Consider the following 17,864-nt stretch of genomic DNA (forward strand, 5'->3'; position numbering starts at 1 on the left):
GAAGTGCATGACGCAAGTCACGGTGAAAGAACTGGCCCAAGAGGTCGAGGCACCGGTAGAGCGCCTGCTGCAGCAGATGCGTGAGGCAGGTCTGCCGCACACCGACGCCGGTCAGGTAGTGACCGACAATGAGAAGCAGACCCTGCTGACTCATTTGAAAAGCAGCCACAAGAGCAAGGCGGAAGAGCCGCGCAAGATTACCTTGCAGCGCAAAACCACCAGCACCCTGCGTGTCGCCGGTAGCAAGAGCATCAGCGTAGAAGTACGCAAGAAGAAAGTTTTCGTGCAGCGTAGCCCGGAAGAAATCCAGGCTGAGCAGAAGCGTGAGCTGGATGAGCGCCGCGCGGCTGAAAATGCCGCTCGCGACAAGGTCGAGGCCGAAGTTCGCCAGCGCAACGAAGAGCAGGCTCGCCGTCAGGCTGCCGACACCGCTGCTGCTGCGCCAGCGCCTGCCGCCAAGCCAGAGCAGGCTCCAGCCGCTGCCCCGGCCCCGGTTGTCGCCGACGCCCCGGCTTCCGAAGACGCCGCAGCTCGTGCTGCCGAGCGCAAGAAAGACGAGACCCGTCGCAACGAAAGCCGTACCCGTGATGACGACCGTCGTCGTGGCGAGGCGCCTCGTGTGTCGATCAAGGTCAAGGTCAAGGAGAAGGAAAAGGCGCCGACTCCACGTGCCGCTCCGCGTACCACCGACGAAGAGAGCGATGGCGCTCGTCGTGGTCGTGGTGGCAAGAGCAAGCTGAAGAAGCGTAATCAGCACGGCTTCCAGAACCCGACTGGCCCCGTCATCCGTGACGTGACCATCGGCGAGACCATCACCGTCTCGGAACTGGCCCAACAGATGTCGGTCAAGGCCGCTGAAGTGGTCAAGTTCATGTTCAAGATGGGCACTCCGGTCACCATCAACCAGGTGCTCGACCAGGAAACTGCCCAGCTGATCGCCGAAGAACTGGGCCACAAGGTCACCCTGGTCAGCGACACTGCCCTGGAAGACTCCCTGGCCGAATCGCTGAAGTTCGAAGGCCAGGCCGAGTCGCGTGCGCCGGTGGTTACCGTCATGGGTCACGTTGACCATGGCAAGACCTCGCTGCTCGACTACATCCGTCGTGCCAAGGTTGCCGCTGGCGAAGCCGGTGGTATTACCCAGCACATCGGTGCCTACCACGTGGAAACCGACCGCGGCATGGTCACCTTCCTCGACACCCCAGGCCACGCTGCTTTCACCCAGATGCGTGCCCGTGGTGCCAAGGCGACCGACATCGTCATCCTGGTGGTGGCGGCGGACGACGGCGTGATGCCGCAAACCCGCGAAGCCGTTCAGCATGCCAAGGCAGCTGGCGTCCCGCTGGTTGTTGCAGTGAACAAGATCGACAAGCCAGGTGCTGACCTCGATCGTATTCGTAACGAGCTGGCTGTCGAAGGCGTTACCTCTGAGGACTGGGGTGGTGACACGCCGTTCGTCAAGGTTTCGGCCAAGATGGGTACCGGTGTCGACGAGCTGCTCGAAGCTGTCTTGCTGCAGGCCGAGATCCTTGAATTGACCGCTACCCCGACTGCTCCAGGTCGTGGTGTGGTTGTCGAATCGCGCCTGGACAAGGGCCGCGGTCCGGTGGCGACCATCCTGGTTCAGGACGGCACCCTGCGTCAGGGCGACATGGTCCTGTGCGGCTCCAACTATGGCCGCGTACGTGCCATGCTCGACGAGAACGGCAAGCCTGTGAAGGAAGCTGGCCCGTCGATCCCGGTCGAGATCCTCGGCCTGGACGGTACCCCGGAAGCCGGTGACGAGCTGTCGGTGGTGGCTGACGAGAAGAAGGCCCGTGAAGTTGCCCTGTTCCGTCAAGGCAAGTACCGCGAGGTCAAGCTGGCCCGTGCTCACGCCGGCAAGCTGGAAAACATCTTCGAGACCATGGGTCAGGAAGAGAAGAAAACCCTCAACATCGTTCTCAAGACCGATGTGCGTGGTTCTCTGGAAGCGCTGCAGGGCTCGCTCGGCGGCCTGGGCAACGACGAAGTGCAGGTACGCGTGATTGGTGGTGGCGTCGGTGGTATCACCGAGAGCGACGCCAACCTGGCGCTGGCTTCGAATGCAGTACTGTTCGGCTTCAACGTGCGTGCCGATGCCGGCGCGCGCAAGATCGTCGAGCAGGAAGGTCTGGATATGCGTTACTACAACGTGATCTACGACATCATCGAAGACGTCAAGAAGGCCCTGACCGGCATGCTCGGCAGCGATGTTCGCGAGAACATCCTGGGTGTCGCCGAAGTGCGTGACGTGTTCCGTTCGCCGAAGTTCGGCGCCATCGCTGGCTGTATGGTCATCGAGGGTACCGTGTACCGCAACCGTCCGATCCGCGTACTGCGCGACGACGTTGTGATCTTCGAAGGCGAGCTGGAATCGCTGCGTCGCTTCAAGGACGACGCCTCCGAAGTTCGTTCGGGCATGGAGTGCGGTATTGGCGTCAAGAGCTACAACGACGTCAAGGTCGGCGACAAGATCGAAGTCTTCGAGAAAGTCCAGGTGGCTCGTACCCTTTAAGGGCGAGCGAACCGCAAGCGCGCGCTACAGGGCGGCTTGCGGTACCTCTTCAGGTAGCGCCCGGTCAGGCTCAGGTCTGTCCGGGCGTTTGCCGCTTTAAGTTACAGGTAGCAAGAATGGCAAAAGAATATAGCCGTACCCAACGTATTGGCGATCAGATGCAGCGCGAGCTGGCCGAGCTGATCCGTCGCGAAGTCAAGGACCCGCGTGTCGGCCTGGTGACCATCACCGCCGTGGACGTCAGCCGTGACTTGGGCCATGCCAAGGTGTTCATCACCGTCATGGGCGAGGAAACCCCGGACGCCGTGCAGCAGTCGCTGAAGGCACTGAACAGCGCTGCCAGCTTCCTGCGTTTGCACCTGGGGCGCTCGATGCAGCTGCGCAGCGTGCCGCAACTGCACTTCCACTTCGATGAAAGCGTCAGCCGCGGTGTGCACCTGTCGGCGCTGATCGAGCGTGCAGTGGCCGAAGACCGCCTGCACAAGGAAGCCGACGAGCCGGACACCAAGGAGTAAGCGGTGGCCCAGGTCAAACGTATCCGCCGCAACGTCAGCGGCATCATCCTGCTCGACAAGCCGCTGGGCTTCACCTCGAATGCCGCCCTGCAGAAAGTGCGTTGGCTGCTCAACGCGGAAAAGGCCGGCCACACCGGTAGCCTCGACCCGCTGGCAACCGGCGTGCTGCCACTGTGCTTTGGCGAAGCGACCAAGTTTTCGCAGTACTTGCTCGATTCCGACAAGGGCTACGAAACCGTCATGCAGATGGGGCAGACTACCAACACCGGCGACGCCGAAGGTGAGGTTCTGCAGACCCGCGAAGTGACCGTTGGTCGCGCCGACATCGAGGCGCTGCTGCCACGTTTTCGCGGCCCGATCAGCCAGATACCGCCGATGTACTCGGCGCTCAAGCGTGACGGCCAGCCGCTGTACAAGTTGGCACGTGCAGGAGAGGTAGTGGAGCGCGAGGCGCGTTCTGTTACTATTGGCCGGCTGGAGTTGCTCGAGTGCGAAGGCACCCGTGCACGGCTGAGCGTAGGCTGCAGCAAAGGCACCTATATCCGCACCCTGGTGGAGGATATTGGCGAGGCCCTTGGTTGCGGCGCCTATGTCGCCGAGCTGCGCAGGACCCAGGCCGGGCCCTTTGCGCTGGCACAGACGGTTACTCTCGAGGAACTCGAACAGGCCCACGCCGAAGGCGGCAACGAAGCGCTCGATCGCTTTCTGATGCCCTCGGACAGCGGCCTGCAGGACTGGCCAATGGTCAGCCTGTCCGAACACAGTGCGTTCTACTGGCTGCATGGTCAGGCAGTGCGCGCGCCGGACGCGCCACAATTTGGCATGGTCCGGGTACAGGATCATAATGCGCGCTTCATCGGTATCGGTGAAGTGAGCGAAGACGGGCGCATTGCGCCGCGTCGGCTGATTCGGTCGGAATGACCGAAACCGGGGGGCAAGGCTGGTGCCAAGCCCCACGGCATCAAGGGTGGCTGTCAGTAGGCACGGTCACACCTTTTTTATTAATACAGGGATTTGTCCCTGGCCTATTGGACCCCGCATGCGGGATCCGTTATCAGGAGAAGCCAAATGGCCCTCAGCGTTGAAGAAAAAGCTCAGATCGTTGCCGAATATCAGCAAGCCGCCGGTGATACCGGTAGCCCGGAAGTGCAGGTTGCTCTGCTGACCGCCAACATCAACAAGCTGCAAGGCCACTTCAAGGCCAACGATAAAGACCACCACTCCCGTCGTGGCCTGATTCGTATGGTCAACCAGCGTCGTAAGCTGCTGGACTACCTGAAGGGCAAAGACACCACTCGTTACAGCGCCCTGATCGGTCGCCTGGGCCTGCGTCGCTAATAGCGGCCTGGTCAGTGGTGTGCATGGCGTGTCGCAGGCTTCGGCTATGCTGTTTCGCAGCATTGTCGTTGGGCACGTCACGCGTATCTCCGAGGTTGGCAGCCTGGTTGAGCTGAGCGGTTTACCGCACAGCTGCCAGGCTCCCAACCTCGTGTTGTATCTGGACGGTCAATGGGGCCGATTCCCCGTTCTGCCCAAGAATTCGCAAGAAACCAGTTCCCCCAAGAGCCACTGAAAAAGGTAGGAAACCGTGAACCCGGTAATCAAGACTTTCCAGTTCGGTCAATCGACCGTTACTCTCGAAACGGGCCGTATTGCCCGTCAGGCAACCGGCGCCGTGCTGGTTACCGTCGACAACGACGTCACCGTGCTGGTGACCGTGGTAGGCGCCAAGCAGGCTGATCCAGGCAAGGGCTTCTTCCCGCTGTCGGTTCACTACCAGGAAAAGACCTACGCCGCCGGCAAGATCCCGGGTGGCTTCTTCAAGCGTGAAGGCCGTCCTTCCGAGAAAGAGACGCTGACCTCGCGCCTGATCGACCGTCCGATCCGTCCGCTGTTCCCGGAAGGCTTCATGAACGAAGTGCAGGTCGTCTGCACCGTGGTTTCCACCAGCAAGAAGACCGACCCGGACATCGCCGCGATGATCGGTACCTCGGCTGCCCTGGCCATCTCCGGCATTCCGTTCGAAGGCCCGATCGGCGCCGCTCGCGTTGCCTTCCACGAAAGCACCGGCTATCTGCTGAACCCGACCTACGAGCAACTGGCCGCCTCGAGCCTGGACATGGTCGTTGCCGGTACCTCTGACGCCGTGCTGATGGTTGAATCGGAAGCCCAAGAGCTGACCGAAGACCAGATGCTGGGTGCGGTGCTGTTCGCCCACGACGAATTCCAGGCTGTGATCCAGGCTGTCAAAGAGCTGGCTGCCGAAGCTGGCAAGCCGACCTGGGACTGGAAACCTGCCGTTGCCAACACCGAGCTGTTCAACGCCATCCGCGCCGAGTTCGGCGAAGCGGTTTCGCAGGGTTACACCATCACTGTCAAGGCCGATCGCTATGCGCGCCTGGGCGAGCTGCGCGACCAGGCGGTTGCCAAGTTCTCCGGTGAAGAAGGTCAGCCTTCGGCTGGTGAAGTAAAAGACATCTTCGGCGAAATCGAATACCGCACCGTTCGCGAAAACATCGTCAACGGCAAGCCTCGGATCGACGGTCGCGACACCAAGACCGTGCGCCCGCTGAACATCGAAGTCGGCGTGCTGCCGAAAACCCACGGTTCGGCACTGTTCACCCGTGGCGAGACCCAGGCCCTGGTCGTTGCGACCTTGGGTACTGCCCGTGACGCCCAGCTGCTGGACACCCTCGAAGGCGAGAAAAAAGACCCCTTCATGCTGCACTACAACTTCCCACCGTTCTCGGTAGGTGAGTGTGGCCGCATGGGCGGTGCTGGTCGTCGCGAAATCGGCCACGGCCGTCTGGCCCGCCGTTCGGTCCAGGCCATGCTGCCTGCTGCCGACGTGTTCCCGTACACCATTCGTGTGGTTTCGGAAATCACCGAATCCAACGGCTCCAGCTCCATGGCTTCGGTCTGCGGTGCTTCCCTGGCCCTGATGGACGCCGGTGTACCGATGAAGGCGCCAGTGGCTGGTATCGCCATGGGCCTGGTCAAGGAAGGCGACAAGTTCGCGGTCCTGACCGACATCCTGGGTGACGAAGACCACCTGGGCGACATGGACTTCAAGGTAGCCGGTACCGCCAAAGGCGTCACCGCGCTGCAGATGGACATCAAGATCAACGGCATCACCGAAGAGATCATGGAAATCGCTCTGGGCCAGGCCCTGGAAGCGCGCCTGAACATCCTCGGCCAGATGAACCAGATCATTGGCCAGTCGCGTACCGAACTGTCGGCCAACGCCCCGACCATGATCGCGATGAAGATCGACACCGACAAAATCCGTGACGTCATCGGTAAAGGCGGCGCCACCATTCGCGCCATTTGCGAAGAGACCAAGGCTTCGATCGACATCGAAGACGATGGCTCGATCAAGATCTTCGGCGAAACCAAGGAAGCGGCAGAAGCTGCCAAGCAGCGCATCCTGGGCATCACCGCCGAGGCCGAGATCGGCAAGATCTACGTCGGCAAGGTTGAGCGCATCGTTGATTTCGGTGCCTTCGTCAACATCCTGCCTGGTAAGGACGGCCTGGTGCACATCTCCATGCTGAGCGATGCTCGCGTCGAGAAAGTCACCGACATCCTGAAAGAAGGCCAGGAAGTCGAAGTACTGGTACTGGACGTGGACAACCGCGGCCGTATCAAGCTGTCGATCAAGGACGTAGCTGCGGCCAAGGCCTCGGGCGTCTAAGCGACTGCGACGCTACAGGAAAGGGCCCTTCGGGGCCCTTTTTTAATGCCTTGCGGGAACCTTTTGCGGACTTGCATCTTGCATGCAGGTTTACCGTGCAGATTGCAAATTGCACGACCCCTGCAGTGCTGGCTGTTTGCTAACTTGTTGATTTATAAGGGCTTAAGCGAAGCGGTAAAAGTGGCACAGCGCGTGCAACTACCTTCATACCTGACGCCAGGACCTTCGGCGCAGACCTTTCAAAAAACAGGAGTGACCCACATGAAGAAGTTCGCCATTGCTGCCGCTACTGCTACCGCTCTGACCCTGACCATGGCTAACGCGGCATTTGCCCAGCAGTCCACCCAGGCCCCAATGACGCTGGCGGCCGGTGAGGTGACCAAAGCCAAGGAAGCAACCTCCGATACCTGGATCACCACCAAGGTAAAGGCTGACCTGATGACCGAGAAAGGGGTGCCTGGCAGCGATATCAAGGTTGAAACCAACAAAGGCGTTGTGTCCCTGTCGTCTGACGTGGCTGTGACCGATGCGCAGAAAGAGATGGCTGTTGCCATCGCCAAAAAGATCAAAGGCGTACAGGCCGTGTCGGCTGATGGCCTGAAGTCCGAATAAGGATTGTCCCGTCGGCCAAAAGGATTTGGCCACCGTTTCACCAGCCCCGGCCTATGCCGGGGCTGTTCGTTATGACTAGTACATTGGGTTGCGCGCAATCACATCGCTTTCGAAGCACTCCTGCTCGATGATCAGCGGTTCCACCAGAGGCCGGCTGTCGCGAAAGTGCGCGGTCTGTGTATGGGCGTCATACGCCGCATCATCACGGTAGATCTCGTAGAGGTAGATCACTTGCGGGTCGACCCTGTCCTGTGACACATCGAACACCAGACAGCCAGGTTCGGTGGCAACGGAGGCTGCGGCATTGGCCTTGATGGCGGTTAGGAAAGCTTCAGCGGATCCGGGTTTGACTCGGGTTCTGATGAACAGACTGTACACAAATGGCTCCTTTTGTTTTAAATTCGAATATGAATTGTATACAAAAATGGAGCTTCGCCAATGTCTGAATTGCCCGCCCGCCCTGGCCGCCTGAACGGCCTGCGCCATATCGCCCTGCTGGTGCCCAACCTTGAGGAATGTGAGCGTTTCTACGTCGATGTGCTGGGCATGGAAGTGCTGAACCGCGCCAATGAGGACCTGGTGTACCTCACCTGTGGTAACGACAACCTGTCATTGGGGCGTGGGGCAGGGGCGGCCAACGGGTTGCAGACCCTGGATCACTACGGCTTCATTGTCGACAGTGTGGAGGAACTGGAGGCCTGGTATGCCTACTTCAAGGCCCGTGGCGTGACCTTGCTCGACCGGCCGTTCAACCATGGTGACGGCGCACGTAGCTTCCACCTGCTGGACCCGGCCGGGAACAAGGTGCAGCCGTTGTACCACCCGGCAGTGTCGGGGCAGCGTTTGGTTTGAAGCCGAGCTGGCTTCTCGCGGGTAAACCCGCGAAGAAGCCGGGCCTGCGAACAGGGACTACTCGGCATCCAGGTGCATCGGTGTCACCACCCGGCCATCGCTCTCAGGCTGCCCCAGGTTGGTATCGATGAAGTACACCCGGTCGTCTTCCAGCTTGCCCTTGTCGACCAGGTAGTCCTTGATGCTGCTGGCCCGCTCCTGCCCCAAGGTACGCAGCAAGGCGGTACTCTCGGCCCACGATTTGATCACGGCCTCGCGCAGCTTGGCCGCGCGCTCGTCGCGGCCCAGCTGTTCCCATTCGGCAGGCGGCTGCTGCTTCAGGCGGGTGCGATAGATGCCTTCGAGCATCGCCGGTTTGTCACTGTCGTCAACAACCAGCATCGAGGCATTGGCCGGCACCTTGTCGCCACGACGCTGCAGGATCTTGTACCAAGTGGCCTGGTACTCGCGCTCGAGGCGCTGTTGGGCGATCAGCGGGCCATCGCTGGCCTGGGCGCTGGTGCCCTCGATTTCAAGGCGAAGTTCTGGGCGTTCTTTCAGTGCCGACGCCAGCTTGTCCAGCGATGACTGGGCATCACCGCTGAGTTCGCTGGAACCGGGTGCGAACGCGACGTTGCCGAGGTCTTCCGAACCCCCGCCAGTTATCAGCCCGCCAATGAACTTGAACGGCGCTTGCGCAGCGCGCAGCACCAGGTTGCGCAGGGTCTGCCAGACGATCGGCATCACGCTGAACTGCGGGTTGTTCAGGTCGCCAGACACCGGCAGCTCGATCGAGATCTTGCCCTCGGTATCCTTGAGCAATGCCACCGCCAAGCGGATCGGCAGGTCGACCGCATCTGGGCTGTCAACTTTCTCACCCAGTTGCAACTGCTCCACCACCACCTTGTTCTCTGCCTTGAGCTGGCCGTTGGTGATCAGGTAGTGCAGGTCGAGGTTGAGCCGCCCCTTGCGGATGCGGTAGCCCGCGAACTTGCCGGAGTAGGGCGTCAAGGTAGTCAGCTCGACGCGCTTGAAGCTGGTGGCGATGTCCAGGCTGGCCAATGGGTTGAACGGGTTGAGGGCGCCCTTGATGGTAACCGGTGCGTAGCGGTCTACCTTGCCCTTGACGTCGACCTTGGCCGGCGTCGGCTTGCGGTTGTCGATGGTGCCGATCTGCCCGTTGAGTTGCTGGATGGCCGTGGCGAAGTTGGGGGTAAGCGACAGGTCGGCAAAGTTGGCCGAGCCATCGTTGATGTCGATCTGGCCGATGCGAATGCCGAGCGGTTTGCTGTTGCTGGCGGTGGTCGGCTTGGGCTGGCTGCTGGCGGGGGCGTCGGCCGGTTGCGGGATCAGCAGATCATTCACGTTGGTGGTGCGGTCTTCGTTGATGATGAAGCGCGCATAGGGTTGCAGCAGCGTCACCTTGTCGATCGACAGTGCGTCGCCGTGCACGTAGGACAAGCCGTCGACATTCACCTGCTGCCATTTGACGAAGTCGCGGCTCTTGATGGTGTCGAGGGTATGCAACTGGCTGACCTGCGCCTTGCCGGTTACATTGAAGGCCAGCGGCGTGGTGTTCTTCAGGTCGACCTTGAGGTCGGTCGAGAGCATGCCGCTGCGCAGTTCCAGCAGGATGAACGGGCTGATGTAGGCCTGGGCCACGCGCAGGTCGATATCGCGGGTGCTTACATCGAGCTTGGCCCACACCGGCGCCAGGTTGACCTGGCCGGCCGCCTGCAGCTTGCCTTGCTTACCGACGCCGGTATCCAGCTTGAGGTTGAAGGGTGTCTGGTTGAGGCTGTCGAAGCCCTGCAGATCGGCGTTGAGCGGGCCTACGTCCAAGGCTACCGGCTCTTTCTGCGTACGGTCAGCCAGGTGCACCAGATAGTTGCGCAGCTGCACGTCCTTGAGCAGCACCTGCCACGGCTTGCCTGGCGCCTTGGCCGCTTTCTCCTCGGGCGTAGGCTCAGCGGCGGCCGGTTCGGCCTTTTCCTTGGGTGTAGCCTTGGCCGGCTGGCCGGCGAACAGTTTTTGCCAGTCGAGTTGGCCGTCTTTCTCTAGCGCGGCCCAGGTTTCCAGTTTTTCGCTACGGACCTTGCCCACGGTAACCAGCTGCTTGACCAGATCGACCGAAGTCTCGCTCACTTCAAGCTTGGCCAGGCGTGCCAGTGGTCGGCCGTCCGGTGCCTTGATGGCGAATGGCGCGATGCGCACCGAGGTGTTGTCCAGTAGCAGCTCGGTCTGTTTGGCGAGGTTGAGCTTGTAGTGGGTATCCAGGCTGACAACCCCGTCTTCCAGCACCAGCGGTACGGCATCGCGCACATAGGGCCAGAACAGTTTCATCTTGGCGTCGGTGACCTTCAGCGTACCCTCGGAGGCGATCGGTGACAGGCTCAGGGTCCCGTTCCAGTCGATGCGCCCGCCGTTCGGGCCGTTGGCCACCAAGGTCATGTCGGCGTTGTCATCAGGCAAGGTGCTGAGGTTTTTCAGCTCCAGATTCATGTTGTCGTAGAGGAACTCGATCGGCTCGCTCGGGCGCATGTCCTGAAAGTGCAGGAAACCTTCCTTGAGCTTGATGCTGCCAATGCGCAGAGGAAACGGATCGCTGGGGGGCTCGTCGGCTTTGGCCTCGCTGGGCGGCAGCTTGAACAACCCGGTCAGGTTGAGGCTGCCGTCCTTGGCGAACAGCACTTCATTGCGCGGCTTGTCGAGTTCGACTGCTTCCAGGTGCAGGGCGCGGGTCCACAGGCTATCGAGCGAGAGGTTGGCGTATAGCCGCTCGAAGCCGACCTGCTCCTTGCCTGGCTCGCCAATCTGCAGGCCCCACACCGTGAGCTCCAGGCTGAAGGGGTTGAGCTCGATGCGTTCAAGGTGGGCCGGTACAGTGGCGTACTGGGCCAACTGCTGGTTGGCGATGCGCAGCGCGACACCGGGAACAATGAGAAAGCCGAGCAGGCTGTAGAGCGCTACCAGTGCCGCGATTGCGCCAGCGGCGCGAGTCAATCCTTTGTACATGTGTCGCTTCGTCTGTCTTGGCAGGAGTGCTTGGAGTATGGCACGTTAAATCAGTTCCGCTGGGCGGACCATTTGCCCTCAGTCAATGCCCATGCGCCGCCTGGCACGGTGCGCCGAGCCGTCACGCATGGCCCAGCGCAGCACCGGTGCAGTACGTTTCAGGCCAAGGCGGATCAGGCGTTGCTGCAAGGGCCCGTGCTGCAAGCCGAGCATGGACTGGGCCCAGCCCGGCAGCAGGTCGATACCCGCGTGCAGCATCAGTTTGCCCACTGGTTGTGCCAGCCGGCTGGGTGCGGGGGCCGCTAGCAGGATCTGCATCACCTCATGGCTGCGTGCGTCGCAGTGCAGCTGCGGGCGCAGGCGTTGCAAGTAATCTTCCACCTGCTGGCGTGAACGCGGCACGTCGCGTGCACCGAGGCGCTCGGCAATCAGGGCGATTTCGTCGTAGTAGGCGTCCTGTTCTGCGGGCGACAGGTGTGGGTTGCGGTAGCGCAGATGGGCGGCGAGAAAGCTGCTGACCTCCGCCACATGCACCCAGGTCAGCAAATCCGGGTCGCTGGCCGCATACGGTCGGCCATCCGCAGCGGTACCGGTCACCAGCAGGTGGATGGTGCGGACCTTGTCGATCAACCATTCAGCATCGCCTGTGGCGCCGAAGGTAGTACCGGAGATGAACTGGCTGGTACGGCGCAGGCGGCCCAGCAGGTCTTCACGAAAATTGGAATGGTCCCAGACCCCGGCGAGGGCCAGCGGATGCAACAACTGCAACATCAGCGCACTGATCCCGCCCACGAGCATGCTCGGGAAGTCGCCGTGTACCTGCCAGCTGATGCTGTGTGGGCCGAACAGGCCAGGGTCGCCTTTGGGCGATTCGAGGTCGAGCTGGCCGAGGGCCAGCCCGGTGAGGCTCATGACCTGGGTTTCGATGCGGCGGCGAAGGGCTTCCATGGCGACCTGCGGGGGCAGGGCGGCCAGGAGCGATGGCCGCCGGTTACTGATTGAGGCGTTTGTCGATCAGGCCTTGCACCACGCTGGGGTCGGCCAGGGTCGATGTATCGCCCAGGTTGTCCAGCTCATTGCAGGCGATTTTGCGCAGTATACGCCGCATGATCTTGCCTGAGCGCGTCTTGGGTAGCGCGGGTGCCCACTGAATCAGCTCGGGCTTGGCGAAGCTGCCGATTTCCTTGCTGACCAGGGCCAGCAGCTCGGCCTTCAGTGCGTCATCCGGCGACACGCCATTCATGGTCGTGACGAAGGCGTAGACGCCCTGGCCCTTGAGGTCGTGGGGGTAGCCGACCACCGCTGCTTCGGCCACGCTGTCATGCAGTACCAGCGCGCTTTCCACTTCAGCGGTGCCGATGCGGTGCCCGGAAACGTTGATCACATCGTCGATGCGCCCGGTGATCCAGTAGTCGCCATCGGCATCGCGGCGGGCACCGTCACCGGTGAAGTAGTAGCCGGGCAAGGGCTTGAAGTAGGTGTCGACCATACGCTGGTGGTCGCCGTAGACACTGCGGATCTGTCCGGGCCAGCTGGCCTTGATCGCCAGCAGGCCGGCGCCGGGGCCTTCGATCGGTTGGCCTTTTTCGTCCAGCAGCACCGGTTGCACGCCGAACATGGGCTGGGTGGCGCAGCCGGGTTTGAGTGACTGCGTGCCCGGCAGTGGCGTGAGCATGATGCCGCCGGTTTCGGTCTGCCACCAGGTATCGACGATGGGGCAGCGCTTTTGCCCTACCTCCTCGAAGTACCACTCCCAGGCTTCGGGGTTGATCGGTTCGCCGACGCTGCCCAGCAGGCGCAGGCTTTTGCGCGAGGTACTCTGCAGTGGCGCCGAGCCCTCGCGCATTAGCGCACGCAGCGCAGTCGGGGCGGTGTAGAAGATATTCACCTGGTGCTTGTCCACCACCTGCCAGAAGCGCGAAGTGTCTGGGTAGTTGGGCACGCCCTCGAACATCAGCGAAATCGCACCATTGGCCAGCGGGCCATAGACGATGTAGCTGTGGCCGGTGACCCAGCCAACGTCGGCGGTGCACCAGAACACCTCGCCGTCACGGTAGTCGAACACGACCTTGAAGGTCATGGTCGCCTGCAGCAGGTAACCCCCAGTGGTGTGCATTACCCCCTTGGGTTTGCCGGTGCTGCCAGAGGTGTAGAGGATGAACAGCGGGTCTTCGGCATCCATCGGCTCGGGGGCGCAAGTGTCGCCTGCCTGTTCCGTTGCCTCGTGGTACCAGAGGTCGCGGCCTTCGGTCCAGGCGACATCGCCACCCGTGCGACGCGCCACGAACACGCTGCTGACTGCAGGGCAACTGGCCAGTGCCTTGTCGACATTCTGTTTCAGAGGGATGCGCTTGCCACCGCGCACCCCTTCATCGGCTGTGATCACCGTGCGGCAGTCGGCATCGAGGATGCGGTCGCGCAGGGCATCGGGCGAGAAGCCGCCGAACACGACCGAGTGGATGGCGCCGATGCGGGTGCAGGCGAGCATGGCGAACGCCGCCTCAGGGATCATCGGCATATAGATGCACACCCGGTCGCCTTTTTTTACCCCGCGTGCTTTCAGCGCGTTGGCCAGGCGGCAAACCTGGCGATGCAGTTCGCGGTAGCTGATGGCCTTGGAGTCGCCCGGCTCGTCGCCTTCCCAAAGCAGGGCGGTCTGTTCGCCGCGCTTGGCCAGGTGACGGTCGATGCAGTTGAAGCTGACGTTGAGTTGAGCGCCGTCGAACCAGCGGGCCTTGCCGGTACGCAGGTCGCATTGCTGCACGCTTGACCAGGGTTTGATCCAGTCCAGGCGCTTGGCCTGTTCGGCCCAGAAGGTGTCTGGGTCTTCGACCGACTGGCGGTAGAGGCGGCGGTAGTCTTCGGGGGTGAGGGCGGCGGACTGGCTGACGGCCAGGGCCTGGGGGTAATTGCGGATATCGAACATGGCGGTGGTCCTGCTCTTGTAAGGGGCGAGGGACTGCAACGGCTATTCGATAGGACAGTGTAGCTGGGAGCGGTGTTCAACCTGTGCAGGCCACCTCGCCGGCTTGCCCTCCCACAGGTACCGCACAGCCGTGGACGGCTGTGTTGTGCCTGCGGGGGCGGGCAAACCCGCGAAGAGGCTAGCGAAGGTCTCGAATCAACCGCGGTGACGGCCGCGGAAATAGTTGATCAGGCCTTGGGTAGAGCCGTCTTCGGCGCTGTCTTCCAGGCTGCCGACCAGGCGCTGGTATACGCCCTTGCCCAACTCCTTGCCCAGCTCCACGCCCCACTGATCGAAGGCATTGATACCCCAGATCACGCTCTGCACGAACACCTTGTGCTCGTACATCGCCACCAGCGCGCCGAGACGACGCGGGCTGATACGCTCGACCACCAAGGTGTTGCTCGGGCGGTTACCCGGGATCACCTTGTGCGGGGCCAGCTTTTCGATGTCCGCTTCGCTCAGGCCTTTGCCACGCAATTCGGTTTCGGCTTCGTCGCGGGTCTTGCCGAGCATCAGCGCCTGGCTCTGCGACAGGCAGTTGGCGTACAGCCATTGGTGATGGTCGGCCACCGGGTTGAAGCTCACGACCGGTACGATGAAGTCGGCCGGAATCAGCTGGGTGCCTTGGTGCAGCAACTGATGGTAGGCGTGCTGGCCGTTACAGCCGACGCCGCCCCAGATCACCGGGCCAGTGTCGGTCTTCACCGGGGTGCCGTCCTGCAGCACGCTCTTGCCGTTGGACTCCATGTCCAGCTGCTGCAGGTGCTTGGTGATGTTGCGCAGGTAATGGTCGTACGGCAGGATCGCGTGGCTGCTGGCATTCCAGAAATTGCCGTACCACACGCCCAGCAGGGCCAGCAGTACCGGCATGTTCTTGTCGAATGGCGCGGTCTGGAAGTGCTGGTCCATGGTGTAGGCACCGGACAGCAGTTCCTTGAAGTTGGCCATGCCGATGGCCAGGGCGATTGGCAGGCCGATGGCCGACCACAGCGAATAACGCCCGCCCACCCAGTCCCACATCGGGAAGATGTTCTCTTCGCGAATACCGAAGGCCACCGCGGCGGCCTTATTGCTGGAAACGGCGATGAAGTGGCGGTAAAGCTCGGCTTCCGACCCGCCCTGGGCCCGGTACCAGGGACGAGCGGCCATGGCCTTTTTCAGCGTCTCGAGGGTGTTGAACGACTTCGACGAGACGATGAACAGGGTGGTTTCGGCCCGCAGGCTGGCCGACAGCTCGTGGAACTCACTGCCGTCGATGTTTGCCAGGTAATGGCAGCGAACACCGCGCTGGGCATAGGGCAACAGCGCCTCGGACACCAGCTCTGGGCCAAGGAAGGAGCCGCCGATGCCAATGTTGACCACGTCGGTGATCGGCTTTTCGCTGTAGCCGCGCCACAGCCCATCGTGGATACGGCCAACCAGCTCGGTGATCTGGTTCAGTACCTTGTGCACTTCCGGCATGATGTTCGTGCCATTGACACTGAGCTTGTCGCCCACGGGCCGGCGCAGCGCGGTGTGCAGCACCGGGCGGCCTTCGGAGGCATTGACGATTTCGCCGCCGAACATCGCCTTGATGGCGTCCTGCAGGCCCACCTCATCGGCCAGTTTGACCAGCAGGTCGCGGCTTTGCTCGGTGATCAGGTTTTTCGAGTAGTCGAGGAACAGGCCGCAGGCGCTAAGGGAAAACTGGTCGAAGCGTTTGGCATCGGCGGCGAAGGCTTCGCGCATGCTGAAACTCTGCATGGCGTCGCGGTGTTGCTGAAGCGCCTGCCAGGCGGGCAGCGCCGTCACATCGTGGGGTGTACGGTAATACGCCATTGCGCGGGATTCCCTTGGTGCGTGGTGAGGCCTTGGACACGGCAGTCGTTGCCGGGTTCAGGCTGGCATCATTATAGGCAAAGGCCACGCGCTGGGAATGGGTATGGCGGAGTGATTTTGGAGCCCCTGTGGAAGCGGGCTCTTGCCGCGAATGGGCTGCCAGGCAGCCCAGGCCGTTACGCGGTTTTTTCTTCCACATGCAGGTAAAGGTTGTCGATCAACCGTGTGTTACCCAGGTAAGCCGCCGCAATCACCACCAGGTCTCGATCATCGATCACGGCCGGGCGCAGGCTCACAGCATGGCGCACTTCCAGATAATCCGGGCGCAAACCCGCAGCACTCAGCTGTGCCTGCCCTTCAGCGACCAGTGCGGCAAAATCCCGTTGGCCACGGCTGATGGCCGCTGCAATGTGCTGCAACGTACGGTACAGCACCGGCGCAGTCGCACGTTGCTCCGGCGTGAGGTAACCATTGCGCGACGACAGCGCCAGGCCATCCTCCGCCCGTACGGTCGGTTCGCCAATGATCTGGATCGGCATGTTCAGGTCCCGCACCATGGCGCGGATAACCGCCAACTGCTGGAAGTCTTTCTCGCCGAACACGGCAAGGTCCGGCTGGACCATGTTGAACAGCTTGCTGACCACCGTGGCCACGCCCTCGAAATGCCCGGGTCGGCTGGCGCCGCACAGGCCTTCGGAAAGCCCGGGCACGCTGACGCGGGTCTGTACGGTCATGCCGTCGGGGTACATCTCTTCCACGGTGGGCGCGAACAGCAGGTTGCAGCCGGCCTGCAGCAGGCGTTCCTGGTCGGCGGCAAGGGTACGCGGATATTTGTCGAGGTCTTCGTTGGCACCGAACTGCAGCGGGTTGACGAAGATACTGGCGACCACGAAATCGGCACGCTGCGCCGCCTTGGTCACCAGCGCGGCGTGGCCGCTGTGCAGGTTGCCCATGGTCGGCACGAAGCCGATGCGCTTGCCTTCACCGCGTGCGCGGGCTACTGCCGCGCGCAGTTCGCGGACGGTCTTGACTGTATTCATGCACTGAACCCGTGTTCGCTGCCTGGGAAGCTGACTTGCTTGACGGCCTCGACGTAAGCGACGAGGGCGCTGTGGATATCTGGCTGGCCTTGCATGAAGTTCTTCACGAACTTGGGGACCCGGCCGCTCAGCGACAGGCCAAGCATGTCGTGAAGCACCAGAACCTGGCCATCGGTGGCGCTGCCGGCGCCAATGCCGATTACCGGGATGCCCACGGCATTGGTGATTTCTGCCGCCAGTTCGCTGGGAACGCATTCGAGCAGCAGCATGGCCGCACCGGCCTGCTCCAAGGCAATGGCGTCAGCGCGCATTTGCCGGGCCTGGGCTTCCTGGCGGCCCTGCACCTTGTAGCCGCCCAGCACGTTGACGGTTTGCGGGGTCAAGCCCATGTGCGCGCACACCGGCACGCCACGCTCGGCCAGCAGGCGGATGGTTTCGCCCAGCCAGGCCGCGCCTTCTATCTTGATCATGTGGGCGCCGGCCTGCATCAGCGTGGCGCTGTTGGCAAAGGCTTGTTCCGGGGTGGCATGGGCCATGAACGGCAGGTCGGCGAGGATCAGCGCCCCATGGTTGCCACGCTTGACGCTGGCGGTGTGGTAGGCCATGTCCGCAGTGGTGACCGGCAGTGTGCTGTCGTGGCCTTGCAGGACCATCCCCAGCGAGTCGCCTACCAGCAACACTTCAACGCCGGCCTGGCTCGCTGCCTTGGCGAAAGTCGCATCGTAGCAGGTCAGCATGGTGATCTTTTCACCCTTGGCCTTGAGGCCATTGAGGGTGGTGAGGGTTACTTCAGGCATGTCGGAAATTCCTCGTTCAGGCGCTGTAAAAAACGACT

Annotated in this window: 14 protein-coding genes; 7 read left to right on the forward strand and 7 right to left on the reverse strand. The window is 62.0% G+C overall.

Annotated features, from left to right (window positions below; all coding sequences use genetic code 11):
* Positions 1-7: 7 nt before the first annotated feature.
* From infB to DMX11_RS20420, 6 genes are all read left to right on the forward strand, one after another.
* A complete protein-coding gene (infB, locus tag DMX11_RS20390; RefSeq protein ID WP_110746166.1) occupies positions 8-2,536 on the forward strand; it encodes a translation initiation factor IF-2 in 2,529 nt (842 codons plus the stop codon).
* 116 nt (positions 2,537-2,652) lie between these two features.
* On the forward strand, positions 2,653-3,051 hold the full coding sequence (gene rbfA, locus DMX11_RS20395) for a 30S ribosome-binding factor RbfA (protein ID WP_051101213.1): 399 nt from the start codon (positions 2,653-2,655) through the stop codon (positions 3,049-3,051).
* A 3-nt stretch (positions 3,052-3,054) separates the two neighbouring features.
* Positions 3,055-3,972 carry a tRNA pseudouridine(55) synthase TruB gene (gene truB, locus DMX11_RS20400; RefSeq protein WP_110746168.1) on the forward strand — a complete coding sequence of 306 codons (918 nt, stop codon included), beginning with the start codon at positions 3,055-3,057 and terminating at the stop codon, positions 3,970-3,972.
* Between the two features lie 147 nt (positions 3,973-4,119).
* Positions 4,120-4,389 (forward strand): 30S ribosomal protein S15, encoded by a 270-nt coding sequence (rpsO, locus tag DMX11_RS20405; RefSeq protein ID WP_003249971.1) that lies wholly within the window; start codon positions 4,120-4,122, stop codon positions 4,387-4,389.
* Positions 4,390-4,639: 250 nt separating this feature from the next.
* Positions 4,640-6,745: a polyribonucleotide nucleotidyltransferase gene (pnp, locus tag DMX11_RS20415; RefSeq protein WP_110746170.1), complete on the forward strand. Its 2,106-nt coding sequence runs from the start codon at positions 4,640-4,642 to the stop codon at positions 6,743-6,745.
* Between the two features lie 261 nt (positions 6,746-7,006).
* Positions 7,007-7,357, forward strand: coding sequence for a BON domain-containing protein (locus DMX11_RS20420; protein WP_012274238.1), 351 nt, complete (start codon positions 7,007-7,009; stop codon positions 7,355-7,357).
* 75 nt (positions 7,358-7,432) lie between these two features.
* Here the strand turns inward: DMX11_RS20420 and DMX11_RS20425 are convergent, their stop codons facing one another.
* Positions 7,433-7,735: a putative quinol monooxygenase gene (locus tag DMX11_RS20425; RefSeq protein ID WP_110746172.1), complete on the reverse strand. Its 303-nt coding sequence runs from the start codon at positions 7,733-7,735 to the stop codon at positions 7,433-7,435.
* 60 nt (positions 7,736-7,795) lie between these two features.
* Between DMX11_RS20425 and DMX11_RS20430 the strand changes: the two genes are divergently transcribed.
* Positions 7,796-8,209, forward strand: a complete 414-nt coding sequence (locus tag DMX11_RS20430; protein ID WP_019752964.1) for a VOC family protein — start codon at positions 7,796-7,798, stop codon at positions 8,207-8,209.
* A gap of 57 nt (positions 8,210-8,266) precedes the next feature.
* Here DMX11_RS20430 and DMX11_RS20435 read toward each other — a convergent pair whose 3' ends face one another.
* From DMX11_RS20435 to panB, 6 genes are all read right to left on the reverse strand, one after another.
* Positions 8,267-11,203, reverse strand: coding sequence for a DUF748 domain-containing protein (locus DMX11_RS20435; protein WP_110746174.1), 2,937 nt, complete (start codon positions 11,201-11,203; stop codon positions 8,267-8,269).
* Between the two features lie 78 nt (positions 11,204-11,281).
* Positions 11,282-12,151 carry an oxygenase MpaB family protein gene (locus tag DMX11_RS20440; protein WP_110746176.1) on the reverse strand — a complete coding sequence of 290 codons (870 nt, stop codon included), beginning with the start codon at positions 12,149-12,151 and terminating at the stop codon, positions 11,282-11,284.
* 43 nt (positions 12,152-12,194) lie between these two features.
* Positions 12,195-14,129 (reverse strand): acetate--CoA ligase, encoded by a 1,935-nt coding sequence (gene acs, locus DMX11_RS20445; protein WP_110746178.1) that lies wholly within the window; start codon positions 14,127-14,129, stop codon positions 12,195-12,197.
* 195 nt (positions 14,130-14,324) lie between these two features.
* Positions 14,325-15,989 carry a glucose-6-phosphate isomerase gene (gene pgi / locus DMX11_RS20450; RefSeq protein ID WP_110746180.1) on the reverse strand — a complete coding sequence of 555 codons (1,665 nt, stop codon included), beginning with the start codon at positions 15,987-15,989 and terminating at the stop codon, positions 14,325-14,327.
* Positions 15,990-16,165: 176 nt separating this feature from the next.
* Complete coding sequence (gene panC, locus DMX11_RS20455; protein WP_110746182.1) at positions 16,166-17,029, reverse strand: pantoate--beta-alanine ligase; 864 nt, start codon at positions 17,027-17,029, stop codon at positions 16,166-16,168.
* On the reverse strand, positions 17,026-17,826 hold the full coding sequence (panB, locus tag DMX11_RS20460) for a 3-methyl-2-oxobutanoate hydroxymethyltransferase (RefSeq protein WP_110746184.1): 801 nt from the start codon (positions 17,824-17,826) through the stop codon (positions 17,026-17,028). The genes panC and panB overlap by 4 nt, the downstream gene beginning before the upstream one ends.
* Positions 17,827-17,864: the final 38 nt, after the last annotated feature.

This window comes from Pseudomonas sp. LB-090624 (assembly GCF_003205205.1).
GTDB lineage: Bacteria > Pseudomonadota > Gammaproteobacteria > Pseudomonadales > Pseudomonadaceae > Aquipseudomonas.

What these genes read in the sequence shown, in the direction of transcription:
- infB (WP_110746166.1), top strand. Translation starts at nt 8, where the DNA reads ATGACGCAAGTCACGGTGAAAGAACTGGCCCAAGAGGTCGAGGCACCG.
- rbfA (WP_051101213.1), top strand. Translation starts at nt 2,653, where the DNA reads ATGGCAAAAGAATATAGCCGTACCCAACGTATTGGCGATCAGATGCAG.
- rpsO (WP_003249971.1), top strand. Translation starts at nt 4,120, where the DNA reads ATGGCCCTCAGCGTTGAAGAAAAAGCTCAGATCGTTGCCGAATATCAG.
- DMX11_RS20420 (WP_012274238.1), top strand. Translation starts at nt 7,007, where the DNA reads ATGAAGAAGTTCGCCATTGCTGCCGCTACTGCTACCGCTCTGACCCTG.
- DMX11_RS20430 (WP_019752964.1), top strand. Translation starts at nt 7,796, where the DNA reads ATGTCTGAATTGCCCGCCCGCCCTGGCCGCCTGAACGGCCTGCGCCAT.
- DMX11_RS20435 (WP_110746174.1), bottom strand. Translation starts at nt 11,203, where the DNA reads ATGTACAAAGGATTGACTCGCGCCGCTGGCGCAATCGCGGCACTGGTA.
- DMX11_RS20440 (WP_110746176.1), bottom strand. Translation starts at nt 12,151, where the DNA reads ATGGAAGCCCTTCGCCGCCGCATCGAAACCCAGGTCATGAGCCTCACC.
- acs (WP_110746178.1), bottom strand. Translation starts at nt 14,129, where the DNA reads ATGTTCGATATCCGCAATTACCCCCAGGCCCTGGCCGTCAGCCAGTCC.
- pgi (WP_110746180.1), bottom strand. Translation starts at nt 15,989, where the DNA reads ATGGCGTATTACCGTACACCCCACGATGTGACGGCGCTGCCCGCCTGG.
- panC (WP_110746182.1), bottom strand. Translation starts at nt 17,029, where the DNA reads ATGAATACAGTCAAGACCGTCCGCGAACTGCGCGCGGCAGTAGCCCGC.
- panB (WP_110746184.1), bottom strand. Translation starts at nt 17,826, where the DNA reads ATGCCTGAAGTAACCCTCACCACCCTCAATGGCCTCAAGGCCAAGGGT.